The organism is Arthrobacter sp. Hor0625 (assembly GCF_052567525.1).
This window is the reverse complement of the sequence record NZ_CP199586.1, coordinates 537,117-554,781: the sequence shown is the minus strand read 5'-3', so window position 1 is coordinate 554,781 and position 17,665 is coordinate 537,117. Positions and strand designations below refer to the sequence as shown.

General features: G+C 68.9%; 16 protein-coding genes. 2 read left to right on the top strand and 14 right to left on the bottom strand.

The features are described from left to right. Positions 1-24: 24 nt before the first annotated feature. The 6 genes from ACTWLI_RS02390 to ACTWLI_RS02365 all read right to left on the bottom strand — a co-directional run bounded on the left by ACTWLI_RS02390 (position 25) and on the right by ACTWLI_RS02365 (position 6,453). The gene (locus ACTWLI_RS02390; protein ID WP_445155109.1) at positions 25-840 is read right to left on the bottom strand and encodes an aldolase/citrate lyase family protein; all 816 of its coding nucleotides are present in this window, start codon (positions 838-840) and stop codon (positions 25-27) included. After that, positions 825-1,610, bottom strand: coding sequence for a 2-oxo-hept-4-ene-1,7-dioate hydratase (gene hpaH, locus ACTWLI_RS02385; protein WP_445155108.1), 786 nt, complete (start codon positions 1,608-1,610; stop codon positions 825-827). Before hpaH ends, ACTWLI_RS02390 begins: the two co-directional genes overlap by 16 nt. 3 nt (positions 1,611-1,613) lie before the next feature. Beyond that, positions 1,614-2,699 carry a 3,4-dihydroxyphenylacetate 2,3-dioxygenase gene (gene hpaD, locus ACTWLI_RS02380; RefSeq protein ID WP_445155107.1) on the bottom strand — a complete coding sequence of 362 codons (1,086 nt, stop codon included), beginning with the start codon at positions 2,697-2,699 and terminating at the stop codon, positions 1,614-1,616. 78 nt (positions 2,700-2,777) lie between these two features. Continuing rightward, complete coding sequence (gene hpaE, locus ACTWLI_RS02375; protein ID WP_445155106.1) at positions 2,778-4,292, bottom strand: 5-carboxymethyl-2-hydroxymuconate semialdehyde dehydrogenase; 1,515 nt, start codon at positions 4,290-4,292, stop codon at positions 2,778-2,780. 42 nt (positions 4,293-4,334) lie between these two features. Beyond that, positions 4,335-4,985, bottom strand: a complete 651-nt coding sequence (locus ACTWLI_RS02370) for a GntR family transcriptional regulator (protein WP_445156104.1) — start codon at positions 4,983-4,985, stop codon at positions 4,335-4,337. Between the two features lie 7 nt (positions 4,986-4,992). Continuing rightward, complete coding sequence (locus tag ACTWLI_RS02365; RefSeq protein WP_445155105.1) at positions 4,993-6,453, bottom strand: fumarylacetoacetate hydrolase family protein; 1,461 nt, start codon at positions 6,451-6,453, stop codon at positions 4,993-4,995. Between the two features lie 221 nt (positions 6,454-6,674). On the opposite strand from ACTWLI_RS02365, the gene ACTWLI_RS02360 reads away from it, so the two are divergent. Continuing rightward, on the top strand, positions 6,675-8,567 hold the full coding sequence (locus tag ACTWLI_RS02360) for an FAD-binding monooxygenase (protein ID WP_445155104.1): 1,893 nt from the start codon (positions 6,675-6,677) through the stop codon (positions 8,565-8,567). 111 nt (positions 8,568-8,678) lie between these two features. On the opposite strand, the gene ACTWLI_RS02355 is transcribed toward ACTWLI_RS02360, so the two are convergent. The 6 genes from ACTWLI_RS02355 to ACTWLI_RS02330 form a co-directional block, all read right to left on the bottom strand. Continuing rightward, entirely contained in the window at positions 8,679-9,101 is a 423-nt protein-coding gene (locus tag ACTWLI_RS02355; protein WP_445155103.1) for a hypothetical protein, read from the bottom strand. Positions 9,102-9,167: 66 nt separating this feature from the next. Beyond that, positions 9,168-10,106, bottom strand: coding sequence for an Ltp family lipoprotein (locus ACTWLI_RS02350; RefSeq protein ID WP_445155102.1), 939 nt, complete (start codon positions 10,104-10,106; stop codon positions 9,168-9,170). 584 nt (positions 10,107-10,690) lie between these two features. Next, complete coding sequence (locus ACTWLI_RS02345) at positions 10,691-11,446, bottom strand: YoaK family protein (RefSeq protein WP_445155101.1); 756 nt, start codon at positions 11,444-11,446, stop codon at positions 10,691-10,693. A 3-nt stretch (positions 11,447-11,449) separates the two neighbouring features. Continuing rightward, positions 11,450-12,145: a VTT domain-containing protein gene (locus ACTWLI_RS02340; protein ID WP_445155100.1), complete on the bottom strand. Its 696-nt coding sequence runs from the start codon at positions 12,143-12,145 to the stop codon at positions 11,450-11,452. Positions 12,146-12,180: 35 nt separating this feature from the next. Next, positions 12,181-12,759, bottom strand: a complete 579-nt coding sequence (locus tag ACTWLI_RS02335; protein WP_445155099.1) for a histidine phosphatase family protein — start codon at positions 12,757-12,759, stop codon at positions 12,181-12,183. Between the two features lie 41 nt (positions 12,760-12,800). Continuing rightward, the gene (locus ACTWLI_RS02330) at positions 12,801-13,556 is read right to left on the bottom strand and encodes a DinB family protein (protein WP_445155098.1); all 756 of its coding nucleotides are present in this window, start codon (positions 13,554-13,556) and stop codon (positions 12,801-12,803) included. 245 nt (positions 13,557-13,801) lie between these two features. On the opposite strand from ACTWLI_RS02330, the gene ACTWLI_RS02325 reads away from it, so the two are divergent. Next, complete coding sequence (locus ACTWLI_RS02325; protein WP_445155097.1) at positions 13,802-14,182, top strand: VOC family protein; 381 nt, start codon at positions 13,802-13,804, stop codon at positions 14,180-14,182. Between the two features lie 87 nt (positions 14,183-14,269). On the opposite strand, the gene ACTWLI_RS02320 is transcribed toward ACTWLI_RS02325, so the two are convergent. Next, positions 14,270-15,883 carry an alpha-amylase family glycosyl hydrolase gene (locus ACTWLI_RS02320; protein WP_445155096.1) on the bottom strand — a complete coding sequence of 538 codons (1,614 nt, stop codon included), beginning with the start codon at positions 15,881-15,883 and terminating at the stop codon, positions 14,270-14,272. A gap of 73 nt (positions 15,884-15,956) precedes the next feature. Further along, on the bottom strand, positions 15,957-17,645 hold the full coding sequence (locus ACTWLI_RS02315; protein WP_445155095.1) for a thiamine pyrophosphate-binding protein: 1,689 nt from the start codon (positions 17,643-17,645) through the stop codon (positions 15,957-15,959). Positions 17,646-17,665 lie beyond the last annotated feature (20 nt).

The window sequence follows — 17,665 nt, the reverse complement described above, 5'->3', positions numbered from 1 at the left end:
TGCCCCGCCGTCGTCAGCGGACCGTCAGTAACTGGCCCGGCTGCCGCCCTCGGCAGAGGGAATGAACTGCGCGGCGAGGGCTTCGGAGCCCCGCGCCAGGAGCGCGACGTCGGCGCCTACCAGGATGAACGCCGCGCCGTGGTCCAGGTAGTGCCGGGCCGTGTCCGGGTTGAAGGCGTTCACCCCGGCCGGCTTCCCGGCAGCCTTCGCCGCAGCCAGGCAGTGCTCGACGGCGGCACGCACCTCGGGGTGCTCCTGCTGTCCCAGCAGCCCCATCGAGGCGGCCAGGTCCGAGGGGCCGACGAAGATGGCGTCCACGCCGTCGACCGCGAGAATGTCCGCCACCGCGTCCACGGCGGCGGCGGATTCGATCTGGACGGTGACGCTGATGGTCTCCCCGGCCCGGGCCAGGTAGTCCGGCACCCGGTTCCAGCGGGCAGCGCGGGCCAGGGCGGACCCCACCCCGCGGACCCCGTGCGGCGGGTAGCGGGTGGCGGCCACCGCGGCTTCGGCCTCCGCGACGGAGTTAACCATGGGGATCAGCAGGTTCTGCACGCCTAGGTCCAGGTACTGCTTGATCAGCACGGTGTCGTTCACCGGCGGCCGGACCATGGCGTGGACCGGGTAGCCGTGGATGGCCTGGAGCTGGGCGAGGATGGACTCCAGGCCGTTGGGGCTGTGCTCGGCGTCCACCAGCAGCCAGTCCAGCCCGGCCCCGGCGCAGAGCTCGGCAATCAGCGGGCTACCGGAGCAGACCCACATCCCGGCGAGCGGCCGGCCCGCCTGACCCTCCTGCGCGGCGAGCGCGGAGCGGAACGTATCGGTTACTCGAAACGGCATGTCACTGCCCCCAGGGGTCCGTAGTCGGCGTGGACGGTGTCGCCCTTGTAGACCCAGAGCGGCCGGGTGAAGGATCCGGCGAGGATGATGTCTCCGGCCTTCAGCGCGTCGCCGTGGGCGGCGATCTTGTTGGCCAGCCAGTGCACGCCGTTCGCCGGGTGGTCGAGGACGCCGGCGGCCACCCCGGTCTCCTCCACGGTCTGGTTCTTGTAGAGGATGGCGGAGATCCAGCGGAGGTCGACGGCGTCGGGCTTCACCGGGTTGCCGCCCACCACCATGGCGCCCATTGCGGCGTTGTCGGAGATGGTGTCCACGATGGTCCGGCCCTCCATCTCGATCCGGGAATCCAGGATCTCGAGGGCCGGAACCACGTAGTCGGTGGCGCGCAGGACGTCGAAGATGGTCACGCCGGGGCCCTTGAGCCCGTCCTTGAGGACGAACGCGAGCTCCACCTCCACTCGCGGGTGGGCGTACTGGTCCCACGCCACCGAGCAGCCGGTCTCCAGCACCATGTCATCGAAGATGGCGCCGTAGTCCGGCTCGGTGATGCCGGTGGCGTCCTGCATGGCCTTGGACGTGAGGCCGATCTTGCGCCCCACGAGGGCCCGTCCGGCTTCCTCGTTGCGGCGCCGCCACAGCTGCTGCACGGCGTAGGAGTCCTCCACCGTCATCTCCGGGTACCGCGCGGTCAGGCGGGGGACCGGGGTGCGGCTGCGGCCGGCTTCCACCAGCTCGTCGGCTATGGCCTCAATCGTCGTTGGCTCCAGCATCGCTTAGACCTGGACGCCCAGCTTGAACCCGGTGCGGTCGCCCTCGGGGGAGCCGTCCTTGCGGGTGTAGGAGAAGCCGTCGGCGCCCACGGTGACCGCCATCTCGCTCTTCTCCTCGCGGACGACGACGGGCTGCGGGTTGCCGTCCAGGTCCAGGACCAAGGACGCCTCGGTGTACCAGGACGGGACCACGGGGTTTCCCCACCAGTCGCGGCGCTGGTTGTCGTGCACATCCCAGGTGATCGTGGGGTTGTCCGGGTCGCCGGTGTAGTAGTCCTGGGTGTAGATCTCGATGCGGTGCCCGTCCGGGTCCAGGATATAGAGGTAGAAGGCGTTTGAGACGCCGTGCCGGCCGGGGCCGCGCTCGATCCGGTCGCTGATCCGCAGGGCGCCCATCTTGTCGCAGATCTGGATGATGTTGTGCTTCTCGTGCGTGGCGAACGCGACGTGGTGCATGCGCGGGCCGTTGCCGCCGGTCAGGGCGGTGTCGTGCACGGTCTGCTTGCGGTGCATCCACGCGGCGTAGGTGACGCCGTCGGAGTCCTTGATGTCCTCGGAGACCCGGAAGCCCAGGTCCTCCAGGTAGGCCCGGCCGCGCGGGACGTCCGGGGTGACCTGGTTGAAGTGGTCCAGCCGGACCAGCTCGCCGGCGCTGTAGAGGTCGTAGCGCTGGGTGAGGCGCTCGACGTGCTCGACGTCGTAGAAGAACTCGTACGGGAAGCCCAGCGGGTCCTCGACCCGGACGGAGTCGCCGACGCCCTTGGTGAAGCCTTCCTTGCGGCGTTCGACCCGGCAGCCGAGCTCCTTGTAGTACGCCTCGGCGGCGTCGACCTCGGCGGGGGACTTCACCCGGTAGGCGAAGGCGGCGACGGCGGCGACCGGTCCCTTGCGCAGCACCAGGTTGTGGTGGATGAACTCCTCCAGGGAGCGCAGGTAGATCGCGTTCTCGTCTTCCTCGGTCACGTGCAGGCCCAGGACGTCGACGTAGAACTCGCGGGAGCGGGCGAGGTCGGTGACGACGATTTCCATGTAGGCGCAGCGGACGATGTCCGGGGCCGGGACGGTGGGGGTGGGGACGAAGTTGGTCATGGGATTCTCTCTTCTTTGAAAGTGGGCTGGGGGAGGGTCCGACGGCGGCCGGCCGGCGGGGCCGGCCCGCCGGTAGGCCTAGGCGCCGAACTTGGGCGTGTGGACGGTGCCGAGGGTGATGTGGACGGCCTGCTGGTCGGTGTAGAAGTCGATCGAGCGGTAGCCGCCCTCGTGGCCCAGCCCGGAGGCCTTGACCCCGCCGAACGGGGTGCGCAGGTCCCGGACGTTGTGGCTGTTCAGCCACACCATGCCGGCCTCGACGTTCTGCGAGAAGTTGTGCGCGCGGGTCAGGTTCTGGGTCCAGATGTAGGCGGCGAGGCCGTACTTGGTGTTGTTCGCCAGGGCGAGCGCCTCCTCGTCGGTTTCGAACGGGGTGATCGCGACGACGGGGCCGAAGATCTCTTCCTGGAAGATCCGGGCGTCGGGGGCGACGTCGGCGAACACGGTCGGGGCGATGTAGTTGCCCTCGGGCAGGTGCTCCGGGCGGCCGCCGCCGGCCAGCAGCCGGCCCTCGGACTTGCCGATTTCGACGTAGGACGCCACCTTGTCGTAGTGCTCCGGGTGGACGAGGGCGCCCACCTCGGTCTTGGGGTCGTGCGGGTCGCCAACCACGATCTTCTTGGCCCGGGCGGCGTACTTCTCGCAGAACTCGTCGTAGATGGCGCGTTCGACGAGGATCCGGGACCCGGCGGTGCAGCGCTCGCCGTTGAGCGAGAAGACCCCGAACAGGGCGGAGTCAATCGCGGCGTCCAGGTCGGCGTCGGCGAAGACGACGCAGGGGGACTTGCCGCCGAGCTCCATCGAGAGGCCCTTGAGGTTGGCCGCGGCGTTCCGGAAGATCGTCTGGCCCGTGGTGGTCTCACCGGTGAAGGAGATCAGCGGCACGTCCGGGTGCTTGACCAGCGCGTCGCCGGCTTCCTCGCCCAGGCCGTTGACCAGGTTGAACACACCGTCCGGCAGGCCGGCGTCCTTGAAGATCGTGGCCCACAGGGAGGCCGAGAGCGGGGTGAACTCGGCCGGCTTGAGAACCACTGTGTTGCCGGTGGCCAGGGCCGGGGCGAGCTTCCAGGACTCCAGCATGAACGGGGTGTTCCACGGGGTGATCAGGCCGGCGACGCCGATCGGCTTGCGGTTGACGTAGTTGATCTGTGCGCCGGGGACCTTCATGGCGTCGTCGAACTGGGCGACGATCAGGTCCGCGAAGAAGCGGAAGTTCTCCGCCGCGCGCAGGGCCTGGCCCTTGGCCTGGGTGATCGGCAGGCCGGTGTCGAAGGTTTCGAGTTCGGCGAGCCGGGCTTCCTGGGCCTCGACGGCGTCGGCGATCTTGTTCAGCACGCGGGCGCGTTCGCGCGGCTTCATCTTCGGCCACGGGCCGTTGGTGAAGGCCTCGCGGGCGGCGGCAACGGCGAGGTCGATGTCCTCTTTCTGCCCGGCCGCGGCGGTGGCGTAGGTCTGGTTGGAGACCGGGTCCAGCACGTCGAAGGTCTTGCCGCCGACGGAGTCGACGAACTGGCCGTTGATGTAGTGCTGGATGTGGCGGGGCAGGTCCTGCGGCACGTAGTGCGTGGCGGTCTGTTCTGCAGTGAACGTCATTGTTGCTTCCTTACTGCTCGGGGCGTGAAAGGTGGGAAATCTTCAGGCGGTTTCGGTCTGGGCGAGGTAGGCGTCCAGGGTGGCGGAGCGGTGCAGCCGGGCGGCCTTTTCGATCTGGTCCGCGTCGGCGCCGGATTCGATCAGCCGCAGCAGGTTTTCGTGCTCCTCCACGGATCCCCGGGCGCGGCCGGGGACGAAGCCGAAGGTGGAGGACCGGAGCGAGGCGAGCCGGTTCCACCCGCGGTGGACGAGGTCCAGGATGTGCGGGTTGGGGCAGTGCTCGAACAGGACGCTGTGGAAGTCCTGGTTGAGCCGGGTGAACCGGATGGGGTCGAAGTGGTCCAGGCAGTCGCGCATCTCCTCGTTCACCGCACGGGCCCGGGCGATCGCGGCCGGGTCGATCAGCGGGGCGGACAGGGCCGTCGCGGCGCCCTCCACGATGCTGAGCGTCTGCATGGTGTAGAGGTACTCGGTGGGGTCGATCCCGGCGACGGTGGCGCCGATGTTGCGTTCGAACGTCACCAGGCCCTCGGCTTCGAGCCGCCGGATGGCTTCGCGGACCGGGACCACGCTGACGCCCAGGTCCTTGGCGATCGCGCCCAGGACCAGCCGGTAGCCGGGGGTGTAGGCGCCCTCGATGATCCGGGCCTTGACGGCCTGGTAGGCCTGCTCGGACTTGCTGCCGGCCACCATCGCGGTCTCAGTCACCGTCGGTGCCTGCTTCCCAGTCGGCGTAGCGGTGCTGCCACTGCGCGTTCATCGGGTAGAGCCCGTCGACGCTGTTGCCCTGCTTGACCATCTCGAAGATGAACGTCTCTTCCTTCTCCTGCCGGATGCAGTCATCCACCAGTTCCTCGGCGATGGCCGGCGGGATGACCAGGATGCCGTCCGAGTCGGCGACGATGATGTCCCCGGGCTGCACGGTGGCGCCGCCGCAGGCGATGGTGATGTCCGTATCCCAGGGCACGTGCCGGCGGCCCAGCACGGCGGGGTGCGGGTTGGCGAAGTAGGTGGGCATGTCCAGGCCGGCGACGGCGGCGTAGTCGCGGACGCCGCCGTCGGTGATGATGGCGGCGGCGCCGCGGACCTGGGCGCGCAGGGCGAGGATGTCCCCGACCGTGCCGGTGCCCTTTTCGCCGCGGGCCTCCATGACCAGGATTTCGCCCTCGTTGACAGAGTCGATGGCGCGTTTCTGGGCGTTGAACCCGCCGCCGTGGGTCTTGAAGAGGTCTTCGCGGTTGGGGACGTAGCGGAGGGTGCGGGCCAGGCCGACGACGCGGCGGTCCGGCCGGGTGGCCTGGAGCCCGTCGATGCTGACGTTGTTCAGGCCGCGCTTGCGCAGCTGGGAGGACAGGGTGGCGGTGGCAACGGACTCGAGCTTGGCCTTGAGTGCCGGGTCCAGGCCGGCGGCGGGGAGTCCGGCGGCTTCGCGGGACCCGTATGCCTCCTCGCGCTGCAGGTCATCGGCCTTGGGGCCGGCGCCGAAGTCCGCGAACGGCGTCGTGCCTTCCTCGACGGTGGTGGCCAGCCGCCCGGTGCTGAGGGCGCCGTCGAGCGTGGTGACCTCCACTTCCAGCACATCGCCCGGGTGGGCCACGGAGGCGCCGGCCGGGGTGCCGGTGAGGATGATGTCGCCCTCCTGCAGGGTCAGGAGCTGGGAGAGGTCTGCGACCAGCCGGGCGAACGGGAAGAGCAGGTCCTCGGTGGTGTCGTCCTGGACCAGTTCGCCGTTGTGCCAGGTTCGGATCCGCAGCTGGGCGGGGTCGACGGCGTCTGCCGGGATCAGGGCCGGGCCCACCGGGGTGAACCCGTCGCCGCCCTTGGATCGGAGGTTCGAGCCCTTGTCTGCGTAGCGCAGGTCGTAAACGCCGAGGTCGTTGCTGGCCGTTACGGCCGCGACGTGGCTCCAGGCGTCCTCGACGCTGACCCGCCGGGCGTTCTTGCCGATGACGAGGGCGATCTCGCCCTCAAAGCCGAGGAGTTCGCAGCCGGCCGGGCGCTCGACCGGGCTGCCGGTCAGAGCCAGGGAAGAGGAGGGCTTGAGGAAGTAGGACGGCTGGGCCGGGGTGCGGCCCCGCTGGGCGGCTCGGCTGGGGTAGTTGATGTGCACCGCAATGACCTTGCGTGCCGACGCCAGGGTGTCGTCGCTGACCTGCTCCAAAACAGCCTCCTGATCAAGTACGAAATCGTATACGACGACTATGGGCCCTCGGGTGCTCCGGCGTCAACCCCGGGATTCCGGGCCTTTACGGCGGCCCTTGTAACCCACGTCATAACTGGCGTACAGTTTTGAATCAAAGCCGGTGATTCTATTATCGAACACTTCGTTCGATTATCGAACACACGATGGCGGACAAGCCCCCTCAGCAGTAAGGAAAGCCCGTGCACTTCCACCAGTACGGATATGTCTCCGGTGACCCGCGGGTCCAGCCGGCCGCCGGCGTCGGCCTTGACCGCCCCGCCGACCTCCCCGCCGAGGTTGACGTGCTCATTGTGGGCACCGGCCCCGCGGGCATGCTGGCCGCCGCCCAGCTCTCCCAGTTCCCCGGCGTGACCACCCGGATCGTCGAACGCCGGCCCGGCCGGCTGGCCATCGGCCAGGCTGACGGCATCCAGGCCCGCAGCGTGGAGACCTTCCAGGCCTTCGGCTTCGCCGAGCGGATCATCGCCGAGGCGTACCGCATCACCGAGATGGCCTTCTGGAAGCCGGACCCCGCCGACCCGACCCGGATCATCCGCACCGCCCGCGCGCTCGACGACCCGGCCGGGATCAGCGAATTCCCGCACCTGATCGTCAACCAGGCCCGCGTCCTGGACTACTTCGCCGAGTTCATGGCCAACGCCCCCACCCGGATGAGGCCCGACTACGGCTACGAATTCATCCGGCTGGAGGTCGGCGAGGGGGAGTACCCCGTCACCGTGACGCTCGCGCACACGTCCGGGCCCGACGCCGGCACGGAGCGCACCGTCCGGGCCAAGTACGTTATCGGCGCCGACGGGGCCCGGAGCCGCGTCCGCGACTCGATCGGCTGCACCATGGCCGGGGACAAGGCCAACCACGCCTGGGGCGTGATGGACGTGCTGGCCAACACCGACTTCCCGGACATCCGGACCAAGTGCGCGATCACCTCGGGCGGCGGCGGCAGCATCCTGCTGATTCCCCGCGAGGGCGGCCACCTCTTCCGGATGTACGTGGACCTGGGCGTGGTCCCGGAGGGCGACGCCGGCGCGGTGCGCAGCACCAGCATCGAACAGATCATCGCCAAGGCCAACGCCATCATCCACCCCTACACGCTCGATGTGCGCAACGTCGCCTGGCACAGCGTCTACGAGGTGGGCCACCGGCTGACCGACCGGTTCGACGACGTCGTCCCGGAGGACCTCGGTACCCGCACCCCGCGGGTGTTCATCACCGGCGACGCCTGCCACACGCACAGCGCCAAGGCAGGCCAGGGGATGAACGTTTCCATGCAGGACGGCTTCAACATCGGCTGGAAGCTGGGGCACGTGCTGGAGGGCCGCAGTCCGGAGGCGCTGCTGGCCACGTACTCGGCCGAGCGCCAGGTGGTGGCCAAGAACCTGATCGACTTCGACAAGGAATGGTCGACCCTGATGGCGAAGAAGCCGGAGGAGTTCAACAGCCCCTCGGAGCTTGAGGACTTCTACGTCAGCACCGCCGAATTCCCGGCCGGCTTCATGACCCAGTACGCGCCGTCCATCCTGGTCGGCGAGGCCACGCACCAGGAGCTCGCCACCGGCTTCCCGATCGGCAAGCGCTTCAAGTCCGCCCCCGCGGTGCGGGTTTGCGACACCAACCCGCTGCACCTGGGCCACCAGGCCACGGCGGACGGCCGCTGGCGGATCTACGTCTTCGCGGACCCGGCCGCGGCGGGTGCGCCGTCGCCGACCACTGACCTGGCGGCCTGGCTGGCAGAGGCACCGGATTCCCCGCTCGCCGCCACCCCCGAAGGGCTGGACCGGGACGCCTGGTTCGACGTGAAGGTGATCTACCAGCAGGAGCACACGGAGGTGGACATCACCGCCGTGCCGGAGGTCTTCAAGCCGCAGGTGGGCCCGTTCAAGCTGAACTACCTGGAGAAGGTCTACGGCACCGATCCGAAGGCCGACATCTTCGAACAGCGCGGCCTGGACCGCGGCGGCGTCGTCGTGGTGGTCCGGCCGGACCAGTACGTGGCAACGGTCCTGCCGCTGACCGCGACGGCGGAACTCGCCGCGTTCTTCGCGCCGCTGCTGCCGAAGCGCGCGACGGTCTAGTCAGGCTGCATTAAGCAAAAGGGGCATCCGGTCACACTCGACCGGATGCCCTTTTGCGTTGTCGGAACGACGGGTGCAGTTCGGCGAGGTCCGAGCTGCACCAGCCTTTCCTTACTTCGTTACGTGGACGACAACCGCTTTGGTGAGGGGCTGCTTGGCGCCCGGATTGTCGATGCCGGTCACTGTCCAGTTGCTGAGCAGAAGTACCGTCTTGCCCGTATCGGAGTTGTAGATGATGTTTTCGAAGCCCAATGCCGCCAGGTCCTCATCCAGGGCCTGAGCATTCATGCCCGCGACGGCGGCCGGAATGACGGCGGTCGCGGGCGGAGCGGGTGCAGCAGGTTTGGCGGCTACCGGCGCAGCGGCAACCGGTGCCGCGGCCTCGGCTGTCACCGTGGCGGTTACGGTCGCGGTGGCCGTTTCAGTTACCGTCACGGTCTCCGTGACGGTCGGAGCGGCTTGCGGCGCGTTGCCTCCGGCGCATCCTGATAGTGCCAGACACAGCAAGCCCGTCAGGGCCAGTTCCTTCTTCATTTTCCCCATTTTTTCTAATTTCTTGAGTCCCACCCACCAAGGGGCGGGACTGTACGTCTGCGTGTCTTAGAGACCGGTCTTGCTGACGCCGTACTCGGCTTGCGCGGGGGTGTAGCCCTCGAAGATCAGCTGGTCGACCAGGCCGGAGTGGGAGAACGCCGTCATATCGAGGTAGTCCTGCGCCTTCTTAGCTGCCTGCTCGTTCCAGTTGACCGTTAAGTGGTCCACAGCCCAGGTCGCGTCAGCGGCTGAGTACTTTTCAAATACCAGCTGGTCGATCAAACCGGAGCGCGAGAATGCCGCGAAGTCGAGGTAGTCAGCAGCCTTGTTGCGTGCGTTCTGCTGGCTCATGGTCCCGGCGTCGGCAATCGCCTTGGCCGCTGCAGCAGCGTCTGCCTTGGCCTTTGCGTCGGCGTCAGCCTTGGCCTTCTTGGCAGCGGCGTCAGCCTCCGCCTTAGCCTTCGCATCGGCGTCTGCTTTTGCTTTGGCTTCCTTGGCTGCGGCGTCCGCTTCTGCCTTAGCTGCCTTGGCGGCGGCTTCGGCTTCCGCCTTAGCAACGGCGGGGTCCACAGTCGCCGTCTCGGACGGAGCGGCAGCGGCGGTGGCGCCGGAGGAATCGCTCAGGGCGGACGCAGGAGTAGCGGACGTGGTGGCAGCGCCCGCGCGGCTGCCGTTGACGATGATGCTCAGCAGCAGGAATGCCCCCGTGACGATCAGGGCGACTTTCTTGTGCTTGTCGTACCCTTCCAGCGGCAGGCCCTGCTTATCGCGGGTCTTGTTGGCCAAGACGAGGATCAGATCGATCAGGGCCCAGATGCCCAGGCCGCCGAAGGTCACCAGCTTGAGGATGCCGGTGCCGACCTTGCCCAGATAGAACCGGTCGACGCCGAGGACACCGAGGAGCAGAGACAGCAGCCAGGTTACGAGGAACGACTTGGTGCTCTGCGGCGCCATTCCGTAACCGGGGGCCGGCGGGTAGGGCGCGAGATTGGGATATTGGCTCATGAGAGTCCCTTCATAGGACACCAGACCGACGTGCGATGTGAAGCGTGCGGAGTGGGTGCGGATGCGGACGCGCGAAGAGGGGAGTCCGGTCCGCATTGCGGTCCGCGGCGGCGTCACACCAGCCAGCCAACAGACGCAAGCATGTTCGCTTCCCCCAAACAGCGCAACGGGTGTTGATACCCGCAAAACGGATATTACACCTAATTCGCCAAAGCGAAACTAAAAGTATCGAAAATGCGATGGGGCGATATAAGAATTGGAAGTAAGCTGACCTTTTTCAATTTGGGATCCCCGGTCCGGTAGTGGCTCAAGGCCCCTCACAGCCTGCATCCCGACCCGTAATCCAGAGGCCCGTGGGCCATTTCCATGGTCTTCAAAGGGGAAATGCATTTCGATTGATTGTCGCGGCCTCAGAAGAACCCATAAAGAGGAGACGCGGAGCAGCCGGTCGAAAACTCGCGGGCAGCCGCGATGATTACTGACGAGGGCGGGGGACGGTGCGGCAGCCCGGCACGAGAGGCCCGTCCCCGGCGCTGATCAACGTGCTGCGGAACAGGGTCACGCGTGTGCGCCACCCGCCGAAGTTAACCGACGCCGGAGGACCGGTTCGCCAGCTGGAGCTTCTCTGGAGTTTCCTCGCGCGCGATGCTTTTCCCTTGACCCGGCGTCCGGGCGACGCCGCCGGCCACGGCGACGCCCAGGGTCAGCAGGGCAGTCAGCAGCACCCCGAGCCCGGGGTGGATGTGCAGCAGGGCCGCGCCGGCGGTGGCGCCGGCGAGGATCAGGACGACCGCTCCCAGTCGGCGGCCGGTGTGCTTTCCGGACCCGCCGCCCAGGCGGGAATCGGCGGCGAGGCCGGTCAGGGTGGAGGTGACCACGACGGTGGTGACGTCCTTGACGGCCAGGTGCCGGGCGGTGGCGGCCTGGATGCCCATCGCGACCGCCAGCGCGCCGGTGATCGCCAGGGTGACGGGGTCGCCGGCGTGCGGGGCGTGGCCGAACAGGACGGCGGCGACCGCTGTCATGGTCGCGCCGACGGCGGTCAGCAGGGCCGTGGTCCGGCGGCTCCAGCCCGCGGCTTCGGGCCGGAGGACGCGGCCGGCCAGCACAGCGCCGAGCATGAAGCACGCCAGCGCGATTAACGGTCCGACGACGGGCAGGTTGTCCGCGCCGATCAACGCCATGCCGAGGATCACGACGTTGCCGGTCATGTTGCCGGTGAACACCCGGTCCAGGCCGAGGTAGCCTACGGCGTCGATCACTCCGGTGGAGAAGGTCAGCACCAGCATCAGGCCCAGGTGCAGCCGGTCCGGCTCGGCGGACTTTAGTTTCTTGAGCATGGGTCAGCTTTCCTTGCTGGAGCCGGAGGTCTTGGCGCGGCGCTTCCTGAGCACTTCGATCCCGATCGGAATGACCGAGATCAGCACAATGACGATGAAGATGAGGTCGATGTTCGATCCGATCCAGTCGTACTGGCCCAGCCCGAAACCCAGCAGGGTCACCCCGAAGCCCCAGAGCAAGGCACCCATGGCGTTGAAGGCGATGAAGGTCCGGTGCCCCATGTTCCCCACGCCGGCCGTCACGGGAAGGAAGGTCCGGACAATGGGTACGAACCGGGCCAGCACCACCGAGCGGCGGCCGTACTTTGTGAAGAATTCGTGGGCGCGGTCGACGTAGTCACTGCGCAGCAGCTTGGAATCGGGTTTGTTGAAGACGGACGGCCCGGCTTTCCGGCCGATCAGGTAGCCGGTCTGGTCCCCGGCGAACGCCGCGGCAGAGGCCGCCGCGCCGAGGAGAACGATGTTGACCGGGACGGAGCCGGTGGCCACCAGCAGGCCCGCGGTGAACAGCAGGGAATCTCCGGGCAGGAAGAATCCCACCAGCAGGCCGGTCTCAATGAAGAGGAAGGCGCAAACGACGGCGAGGAGCCAGGGCGCCACCGCGGGGTCCCGGAGGAACACGTTCGGGTCCAGCCACGGCGGGAGAAGGCCGCTCACCGGGTGGACGAACAGCATGGCACTCACCGGCAGGGCAGTCATGGGCCCATCTTAGGGGTGGTTGCTGGAGGTAACGGTCAGACGACGGCGCTGAGCCGTTCGCCGTTGAAGTATTCGAGGTTCCAGCCCTCGGCGGGGTGGTGGTGGGCCAGGTTGAGGACGGCGTTGTCGACACTTCCCAGCCGGCGGCCGGCGGCGCGGCTGAGGCTGACCCGCAGCAGCGACCCGTGGGCCACCACCAGGACGTGCCCGCCGCGGTACTCCTCGGCCAGGGCTTCGAGGGCGGCGAGCCCGCGCTCGGCGGCGTCCTCCTCGCTCTCGGCGCCGCGGAAGCCGTTGGGGATGCGCAGTTTGTCCAGCTCAGGGCCGTCCGTCATGCCCTCGGCCGGGCCGTAGGAGCGCTCGGTGAGCTCCGGGACGCGACGGGCGACGCTGAGGCCCAGCCCGGCGGCGATCAGGTCGGCCGTTTCGGCGGCGCGGCTGAGCGGCGAGGACACGACGGCGTCCCACTGGTAACCGGCCAGGGCGGCGACGGCGTCCCGCGCCTGGGCGCGGCCGACGTCGTTCAAGGGAATGTCGGTGGACCCCTGAAGCCGGCGCTCCGCGTTCCAGTCGGTCTGGCCATGGCGGATGAGCGCGAAGGTGGTGAGGGTCATGACTCCATTCTTTCAGACGGCTCCCCGGCCCTCCGCCGGTCCTATCCTTTGAGCCCCGCCGCTATCGCGTCCAGGTCGCGGACGGCGTAGCGCAGGTGCTCCCACTCCTCGTTCAGGATGGTGTGCAGGCAGGACCGGACCGTCACCGCATGCTCCGGCCCCCACGGGTTGCGGCGCCGGGCGGACAGCTCCTCATCGGTGACCGTGGCGATGTAGTCCCGGACCATCGCCTGACGGCCGGCCCGGACCTCCAGCGCCTCCGCATACGGCGGGGCGGCGGCGAAGACCGACAGGTCGTAGCCGTCCATCGCGTACTCCGCATGGGGCTGCCCGGCCGGGTGGTAGGGCTCCTCGAGTTCCAGGATGGCCTTGCGGAACCACGTGTCGGTGGCCATCACCAGGTGGCGCAGGGTCTGGGCAAAGGACCACTCGCCGTCCACCGAAACATCGACGGTTCCGGCCGGCATCGCCGCTGCCCGCTCAAGCGTTGCCTGCCACGTGCGTTCCAGCGCTGCCCACGCTTCCCGCAGCCCGACCGGGTCCTCGGCGCGCCGCTGCTCCCGGCCGGGGAAGCGACGGTTGAGTTCGGCCTCAACGAAGGGAACGACGTCGACGCCGTTGACGAGCAGCGTGTTCCCCTCCTCGACCAGCCAGGGCGCGTCGATGTCCGCGCCGGCCGCGTCCACCCCGCGCATCACCGCGCCGGAGAGAATCGAGCGGACGAACCGGGCTCCGCGCAGGTCCACGTCGGTGAAGGTCGCGCCCAGGAGATTATCGGTGTGATCGAAGGCCGCCATGGCGGCCACTCTGCCACGACCGCTGCTGCCGCGCACCCCTGTTTCCGCGAGTCCGGCCGGTCCATAATGGCCTCATAAGCTTCGGGGACCCCCTGCACCGGCGACGGCTGGCGCGGCGTGGACGAGTCCCAGGTGGCTGCCTCCGCCCGGCGCGCGCGGCGGTCACGGCCGGACCGGATTCCGGGGACCGGCACCGGGGGAGCAACGCCAACATTGCGAACATCAACGCACAGATTGGAAGCATCATGCTCAACAACGCAAGCATCATGGCCGTCCTGCCCGCGAAGGACATCGACCGGGCCAAGGCGTTCTACCGGGACAAGCTGGGAGTCGAACCCTCCGAATCCATGGAGGAGGGCACGGTGATGTACACCTGCGGCCAAGGAACCCGGTTCCTGCTCTACCAGACGGACAATGCCGGCACGGCTAAGAACACCCAGATGGGCTGGGAGACGACGGACCTTGAGGGGGAGATGGCGGAGCTGCGCGGCCGCGGCGTCGTCTTCGAGGACTACGACTTCCCCGGCCTGAAAACCGAGAACGGCGTGGCCACCGCCGACTGGGGGAAGGCCGCCTGGTTCTTGGACAGCGAGGGCAACATCATCAACATCGCCCAGCGCGGGTAAACCAGCCGCGATGCCCTATCACTTGTTGTCGTTATCAGGGCTGAGAACGACAACAAGTGATAGGGCAACGAGTCCGTGCGGAGAGACTTAGCCCCGTAGTACCCAGGCGGCGTTGTTCGGCTGCAGCCAGCCGGCCTCTTCCAGCGGGGCCGAGCTGAGCAGCACCGTCCCGGCCGGGAGCTGCACGGGTTGGTCGCCCATCGCGACGGCGACCAGGAAGCGCTCGTTGCGCTCGCAGACCAGCAGGTTGCCGGGCTCGACGCGCCAGGTGCCGCCGTCGCCGGGGGTGAAGACCCCATCGCGCCACAGCGTCCGGCGCTGTTCCAGTGCGGCCTGGGTGAGATTCAGCGCAGACGCAGGGTCCTGCTCCTGGAGCTCGACGGCGTGGGCGCCCCACCCTGCGGGCTGGGGGAGCCAGGGCTCCGAAACAGATGCAGAGGCACCAAGGGAGAAGCCGTAGTTCTGCCGGTCGTCGACGGTCCACGGCAGCGGCACGCGGGCGCCGTCGCGGCAGACACCGCCGCGGGCCCACATCGGGTCCACCCGGGCCTCCGCCGGGACGTCGACCTCGGGCAGCCCGAGCTCCTGGCCCTGGTACAGGTACGCCGGGCCGGGCAGCCCCAGCAGGGCCACCAGCGCCGCGCGCGCCCGGTGGGCACCGAGCTCCCCGCCGCCGAACCGGGTCGCAGTGCGGACAATGTCGTGGTTCTCCAGCGCCCACGTCGGCGTCGCACCGTGCAGGAGGCGGGCGGCCTCGAGTTCGTTCCCGACGGCGGCCCAGGCGCCCGGGTCCCAGCCGAGCTTCACGAACGCGAAGGCGAACGCCTGCTGCATCTCGTCGGACCGGGTGTAGCGGGCGGCGCGGGCCGGTTCCAGGTTCACCTCACCAACCAGCAGGCGGTGCGGCTCGTAGTTCTCGGCCAGCGTGCGCCAGCGGCGGTACACCTCGTGGACGTCCTCCTGGTCCGAGACCTGCGGGTTGGACCGCAGCCCGTCCACCACGCCGCCCTCCGACGGCGAATCGGGGAGCCCCTCGGCCTTGAACAGAGCGTGTGCGACGTCGATGCGCAGCCCGTCCACGCCCTTATCGAACCAGAAGCGCAGCACGCCATCGAAGTAGTCGCCGACGGCGGGGTTGCGCCAGTTCCAGTCCGGCTGCGCGGGGGAGAAGAGGTGCAGGTACCAGTCGGTGTCCGCCTCGGAGGACGGGTTGGCGCGGCTCCACGCCCGCCCGCCGAAGACGCTCTGCCAGTTGTTCGGCGGCACGTCACCGCCGGGACCGGCCACGAAGTGGAACATGTCCCGTTCCGGCGAGCCCGGCCCGGCGGCGAGGGCAGCCTGGAACAGCGGGTGCTCGGAGGAGCAGTGGTTGGGGACGACGTCGAGCAGGATCCGTAGCCCCAAAGAATGGGCCTGCTCCAACAAAGACTCGAACTCCTCAAGAGTTCCGAACAGCGGGTCCACGCCGCAGTAGTCGGTGACGTCGTAGCCCTGGTCCACCTGCGGGGAGGGCTGGAACGGGGTCATCCAGATTCCATCCACCCCCAGGGAGGCGATGTACGGCAGCCGGGCGGTGAGCCCGGCGAGATCGCCCACGCCGTCGCCGTCGCCGTCGGCGAAGGAGCGCGGGTAGACCTGGTAGATGACCGCGGACTCCCACCAGGGGGCCGGCGCCAGGGCGGCTTCCTCCGACACACTCATGTGCCGGCACCCGCGGGCCGTAGGCAGTCGCGTCGAGCGGCCCCCGGGTGCGACGTTGAGGAAGAGCTCATCGTCAGCCGGCCACCGCCGCCTTTTTCGCGGCCTGTGAGGCCGCCATCCACTCGGTCAACCACGGGGCCCGGACGCTGGCGGTGATCCGGCAGTCGAGCACGAAGGTTCCCTTCGCGCCGGCGTCGATCCAGTCCGTGAGCGCCGAAAGGTCCTCCAGCGAGCGGATGATCGCCGATTCGGCACCAAGCGCCCGGGCGACGCCGCTGAAGTCCACTTCGGGGATCAGCATGGGCGCCTCGGTCAGGCCCTGGGAGCCGTACTGGTGGATTTCGGCTCCGTAGGCGGCGTCGTTGTAGATCACGACGACGGCGCTGCTGGCCGCGCCGATCAGCGATTCGAGGTCGGACAGGCCCATCAGGAAGCCGCCGTCGCCGGAGGCCAGCACCAGGGTGCGGTCCTCCTCCACCGCGCGGGCTGCCCCGACGGCGCTGGCCAGGCCCAGCCCGATGGTCTGGTAGGCGGTACCGACCATGACCAGGTCCTGCGGCCGCGGGATATTCCAGTACATGGGTGCCCAGCCGACGAAGTGCCCGCCGTCCTGGACCACCGTGCGGCGCTCGGGCAGCGCCGCGTCCAGTGCCTTGGCGAGGGCGCGCGGGTCCAGCCGCCCGTCCGGGGTCTCCGCTGCGCCGGGGTGGTGGGCCGGTCCCTCGGCCAGGCGTGTGAGGGCTTCCGCGCGCCAGGCTCCGGAGGGGCGTGCGGCCGGCGCGGCCGGGTCATCCAGCAGCGCGAGGAGGCGTTCCGCAGCAACCTTCACGTCCGCGCTGACGAACGTGTCCACCCGGGGGTGGGTCGGCTGCAGGGCGGCGTCGATCTGGATGACCGTGCTGTCGGGGCCGATCAGGTGCCCGAACCGCATGGTGAAGGGGCTCAGGCTCGCGCCCGCCACGAGGACGACGTCGGCCTCGCCCATGAGCCCGGCCGCGGTGTCGGTGCCGAAGCCGCCCGCGACGCCGAGATACCCGTCGCCCTCGAGGAGGTTGAGTGCCAGCGCGGTTCCGGCGGTCAGCGCGCCGAGGCGGTCGGCGAGCTTCCGGAGCTCGGTTCCTGCGCCGGCCAGATGGGCGCCGCGGCCGGCGAGGATCAGCGGCCGCTGCGCTCCGGCGAGGAGGCGGGCCACCTGCGCAAGGTCGCCGTGGCCGCCGCCGTCGACGTCGTCACGCACGGCCGGTGCTAACGGCGCCGGGAGCTCTTCATCCGCCGCCTCGAGTGCCGCGAGGTCGTAGGGGATGGCGATCACGACGGCGGTGCGCTTGGTGAGTGCGTACTCCACCGCCTGCTGCGTGATGGCGCCCGCGGCGTCGCGGGTGACGGTGAAGGTGGCCGCGCCGAGGCCTGCGGCGATGGCTGCCTGGTCCACGTCCTGCGGGCGGGCGCCGGTGCTCGGGGCGTCGCCGGTGACCAGCACGACGGGGATTTGCGCCTGGACCGCTTCGGCCAGCGCGGTGAGTGCGTTGGTGTAGCCGGGGCCGTAGGTGGTGGTGCCCGCGGCGAGACGGCCCGAGGCCCGGTAGTAGGCGTCGGCTGCGGCGATGGCGGCGCCCTCATGGCGGACGGCGGAGAAGCGGAGGCCCAGCTGCTCGGCGGCATCCAGGAAGTAGACGTTTCCGTTGCCCATGACACCAAACAGGTCGGTGAGGTAGCTGCTGAGAACCTGTGCCACGCGGCCGGAAACGGTGAGTGAAGTCATGCAGAAAGTTTGTGGGCTGG